Origin of the sequence: Clostridium puniceum (genome assembly GCF_002006345.1) — a bacterium.
Classification (GTDB): Bacteria; Bacillota; Clostridia; order Clostridiales; family Clostridiaceae; genus Clostridium; species Clostridium puniceum.
This window is the reverse complement of record NZ_LZZM01000052.1, coordinates 1-4837: the sequence shown is the minus strand read 5'-3', so window position 1 is coordinate 4837 and position 4837 is coordinate 1. Positions and strand designations below refer to the sequence as shown.

Genomic DNA, 4837 nt, shown 5'->3' with positions numbered 1-4837 from the left:
CCGGAAACTCTTTGCTCATTTCTACTATTCTATACTTAAATTGTTTGTATCTATTTTCTGGAATTGGCTCTGATGGTTCTTTCACTTTTCGGACTTTTTCTTCTTCATATTCTAATTCATCTTCATCGAGTAAATAATCAACCTCTCTACGTTTTTTCATATCTCACCTGCCTAATTGATCCTTTTTTTCTTTTGTATGCAGCATGATCCATGCACTCTTTAAAATTATCTGTTTCATTTTGCTTTTGTATATTTTTAGAACCACAGTGAGAACATGAAATATAATTCCCTTTTCTAAGGGTATCCTCTACCTCTTCTGTAAGTAATATTGTTTCTTTTTTACACTTATTAATTTTACATAAATATGACGTATACATTGATTTCATATCCTCACCTACTTTCTAATATAAAAATGAGCCACTATTTAATTTAGTGACTCATTGCTTGTATCTCTATATTTTTTTATTACTCTTTTATTATACAACTCTGTACTATCATCATTTTTCAACTTTTTAGGAACGTCCCAAGTTAAAACTTCTTCTGGAGCATTAACAATTATATCTCCGTTTGAATTTGTCTTATATATACTTGGATTTTTCTTTATGAATGAACCATCTGACATACATCTAGTTGCCTCATAATTAATAGCTTTTTCAACTTCTTTTCTCTTAAGCCTAGCTCTCTTATGTTGCAACTTAGACTCGCCAAAATTTCTTTTTATACACATTTTTACAGTGTTAACTTTAATATTTAATTTTTTAGCTATTTCAGGAGACGTAAATCCTTCATCAAGATACAAATTTTTTAATAAATTCTTATCTATCTTTGCTTTCAAAATCAATCACTCCTTAAAAAAGTGTATAGTTCACCCAAACCGTAAAAAGGGTACATCCTTTACTTTTTCAATTTTAAATAATCTGACCTATATAGCGTCTTCTCTTAACTAAATACATTATACAATTAATTTTTGATACTTACTAGGTACTTTCGTTGCTACCCTAACTGCTACCTTTGCTGTTCCTTTTATACTAGTTCAAGTTTTTCAAATGCCCTATTTATGGCGTTTTTAATACTTTTTCTTGACCTAAATAATTCTTGTGACGCTCTAGTAATGCTTTTTTCTTCAATATACACTTTTGTTATTACATCTATGTCTTCTTGGCTCTCTAATCTTTTTAGAGCATTATCAATTCTTTTATTGGCAATTTCTTTAACTTCTATTTTCTTCTCTAAGATCTCTATAGTATTCGTAATAAAATCATTATTTTTACAACGCATACTAGTTTGCACTTTGTCTTCATAACTCATAGCTTCCAACTGTTCGCCTATTTTTAATTCTTTTATCTTCAATTTCATATCTTCAATTTCATATCCCCTTGATCTATAGGCTTTTAATTCCTTTATAACTTTTTCCTTCATCAGTAACACCCCCTATTTTTCGATGTAATTTATTACATTTTTTATTATTAGATTAATGCTTCCATCTCCATTTCTGATTACTTCAAATTTGGATTTGTCTGTGTAAGTATCCAGATTAATATATAAATCTATCTCTTTATCTATGTTTAATCTAACTCTTTTCAACCTTTTATCTATATATCTCTCGTCAATGTACACTTCTTCTGATGCACATTTCATTTTCATATCTATTGCGAAGCTTTCTTTTATCACTGGCTCTTCATTAAATAATTCTTCTGCTACTTTATCAATATTAAAAGTCTCTTCTTCTTTCAATTTATTTTTAATAGCACTTCTGACTTCTTCTGCTTTAGCCGCATCATCTGGTATATTTCTTCTAACCCATTCTTCACTATATTTTATAAAATTCTTTGTGCTATCTCTTTCATTTGTGATATATGTCGCACCTAGGAATGAATTTAAAAAGTAGTTTGCACCGTATTCATCTTCCTTAGTAACTTTTTGCTTGTCTAAAATATATAAATTATATATTTCGTCTTCTCTTATAGGCTTAATAAAAGCAGCTTTATTTATTTTATTACTTGGAAGTCCCGCTAATTGTGGAATTATATCTATTCCTATCTTTTCTTCTTTAAATTGAATTTCATGAGTGAAATTCTTCACATAATCCATTTTTAATATTCCTACCATTGGCCCTTGATCTGTTACTAATGATACTATTATTAAATCTCCAACTGGAATATTTACATTGCCTTTCATTATGAAAAATAACTGTCTTGCTAGTTCTTTTGATAAATGTATTAAATCACTATCTACTCCATTTAGATAATCTTGCACCACTTCCTTTACTATATTTCTTCCTTCTTTGAACTTTCCATATGCTAAATTATCATCATTCAAAGCTCTCTCAGTATGCTTGTATATATATTTATAAATATCTTCACCTAGTTCTAAGCTATATTCATTTAATACTGGTTCATCTGCATTACTGTCAAGAATGTGAATGACTGCTTCATTTATGCTGATATCATTTATATATTCCATTATTCTTTACCTCCCACGCTATCTTTTTTAAACATTTGTAATAAAACGCTGTATGCTTGCCATCCCAAGAAACATTTATTGTTTCTCCACCATTGTAAATTCTTGTTACTTTACCAATTTGTTTTAACTTTTCATACTCAAACTCTACAGTATCTCCAATTTGAAATTGTTCATCTGATATTTTTGTGCTATTCACACAAATAACAATCTCATTTTCCTTATAATTGGGTTTTTGTTCCCACTCTATTACCCAACCTCGTGGATTTATAACAATAGTCTTATCTTCCATTGGAATAATAACATTAGCATCACCTTTACGCTTAATGTACTTATCTGCATGCATGTTCTCTAATTTTTTAAGTTGCAGTTCATTAACTTCTTTATCTTGATTTACAACGAGTATTTTATCTGCTGGCATGATACCAATATCAGTATTTAAATTAAACTCGTTTTTACCTTCTTTATTGAAATACATGGTTTTATCCTCAACTTCTACAAGCAAAGCTCCAGAAACCATTTTTATTATTCTTAAACATCTTGCTTTATAAAGATTTATGATCTCAGTAAAAACATCTTCTTTTATCTTTTGTATTTCAATAATGTTCTCTTCTTTAGGCTTAATAGTTTCTTCAAGTGGTATATTGAATATATCAATTTGACCTTCCAATACCATTATCTTCTTCAACCGCATCACCTCTCATTTGATTTTCATTTGATAATTAATAGATATGATTATTAAACTACCAATCTTCTATATTCATGCTTCAAATTCTCTTGGGACAATTGCGCATATATTTGCGTTGTAGCTGGAGTTGTATGCCCAAGAATACCTTGTACACCTTCTATTCTCATACCACCATTTAAAAGCTGAGTAGCTCTAGTTCTTCTAAATTTGTGACAATGTACTCTTTCTTCAACTCCTGCTCTAATTTTAATCTTACATAGAATTAATTGAAGTGCTCTAACCTTAATATGTTGGTGTATTCCTCTATCCGATATAAATAAATACTCCGATTCTCCAATTCTTGAATTAATATATCGTTGCATGTGTAACTTAGCTTTGGTAGAAAAATAAACTATTCTCTCTTTATTGCCTTTCCCTAAAACCTTTATACTTCGCTCTTGCCAGTTTATATCTTCTAATTTGATATTATCTATTTCAGATATTCGGCACGCTGTGCTATCAAGCAATTCAAACAAACATTTTTCTTTTTCTGTTTCACATGCTTCTCTTAATTTTTCAAGATTTTCTGATGTATATGGCTGCAATATTACACGTGGCACTTTAGTTTGTTTTAACTTAAAAGCTGGATTTTTAATAATATATTCTTCTGACTGCAACCATCCGAAGAAACCTTTCAAACTTGTTATATATCCATTAACAGTTGAAGCTTGTTTACCTTCTCCCATAAATGCTAAGAACATTCTTAAGTCCATTGTCGAAATTGTACTACAAGGTTTATTAAAAAATTGATCTAACTTCATTAAAAACAATCTATAATTATCTATTGTCTTAGAACTTAAACCTTCTAACTTTTTGCAAGCTAGATATATCACCGATTTTTCTTCTATATCACTTGCAATTAGATCAGTACACTTAGTTTGCACCTCATAATCATAAAGAATTTCATCTATTTTGCTTTTTACATCTAACTGCAAAGAAAGATTTTGCTCTAATATTGGTATTAATAATGTTAATTTGCCTAGTAGTCTTATACTTAATTCTTCATTCAAATTCCCCATTTCAATCCCTCCATCTTTATAAGGTGCAATCCTAGTTGCATTCTCTAATTTTTCTTAGTAAATCTATTGATTATAAAATTTTTATGTGTGGGTATCTCTGCCTCACTTTCTAGCAACTCTGGATTCTCATGAATATTTGCTATAATCGTTCCTTTTTCATTTATAAAATTAATCCATGTATCTCCATAAGGACTTGAGCCTATTAATTTGGCTTTGTATTGACCTTCTCCATATTTTATTAAATAATGTTTTTTAACTACTTCATTACTCATAGGATTTATATAGCTTGCATTTATAATATCTCCCTCATAAATTTCTTTTCCATTCTTGTCTTTTAATCCTGTACATTGCATAACTTCGTAACATGCAAATCCCAAAATTTTATCAAATGAAATAATTTCGTCAGGATCTTCATATATTCCACTCTCAACTCCATAATGCATTGTATTTTGAAATGTGTCCCATGCTCTGAATTTAATTTCTCTACTCATTTTTTACCTCCACTATTTGTATTGCGTAGTATCGTACAACAAAAAATACCGCAAATTCATTTCTGAATAATGCGGTATTCTCTTAATTTCATATTTTGTTATACTCTAAATTATTTATTACCGAAAGACATAGTATATTC

7 protein-coding genes are annotated in these 4837 nt (G+C 29.3%); all 7 read right to left on the bottom strand.

The genetic code is table 11. The features are described 5' to 3' along the window. Window positions 1–146: 146 nt before the first annotated feature. The gene (locus CLPUN_RS04230; RefSeq protein ID WP_077846123.1) at window positions 147–386 is read right to left on the bottom strand and encodes a hypothetical protein; all 240 of its coding nucleotides are present in this window, start codon (window positions 384–386) and stop codon (window positions 147–149) included. Between the two features lie 38 nt (window positions 387–424). Further along, window positions 425–835: a DNA-binding response regulator gene (locus CLPUN_RS04225; RefSeq protein ID WP_198944286.1), complete on the bottom strand. Its 411-nt coding sequence runs from the start codon at window positions 833–835 to the stop codon at window positions 425–427. A 188-nt stretch (window positions 836–1023) separates the two neighbouring features. Then, window positions 1024–1419 carry an RNA polymerase subunit sigma gene (locus CLPUN_RS04220; RefSeq protein ID WP_077846122.1) on the bottom strand — a complete coding sequence of 132 codons (396 nt, stop codon included), beginning with the start codon at window positions 1417–1419 and terminating at the stop codon, window positions 1024–1026. Between the two features lie 12 nt (window positions 1420–1431). Then, window positions 1432–2463 carry a nucleoid-associated protein gene (locus CLPUN_RS04215; protein ID WP_077846121.1) on the bottom strand — a complete coding sequence of 344 codons (1032 nt, stop codon included), beginning with the start codon at window positions 2461–2463 and terminating at the stop codon, window positions 1432–1434. Continuing rightward, on the bottom strand, window positions 2447–3154 hold the full coding sequence (locus CLPUN_RS04210) for a hypothetical protein (RefSeq protein WP_077846120.1): 708 nt from the start codon (window positions 3152–3154) through the stop codon (window positions 2447–2449). Before CLPUN_RS04210 ends, CLPUN_RS04215 begins: the two co-directional genes overlap by 17 nt. A 44-nt stretch (window positions 3155–3198) precedes the next feature. Then, entirely contained in the window at window positions 3199–4206 is a 1008-nt protein-coding gene (locus CLPUN_RS04205; RefSeq protein ID WP_077846119.1) for a tyrosine-type recombinase/integrase, read from the bottom strand. A gap of 44 nt (window positions 4207–4250) precedes the next feature. Beyond that, a complete protein-coding gene (locus tag CLPUN_RS04200) occupies window positions 4251–4697 on the bottom strand; it encodes a YopX family protein (protein WP_077846118.1) in 447 nt (148 codons plus the stop codon). Between the last annotated feature and the right edge of the window lie 140 nt (window positions 4698–4837).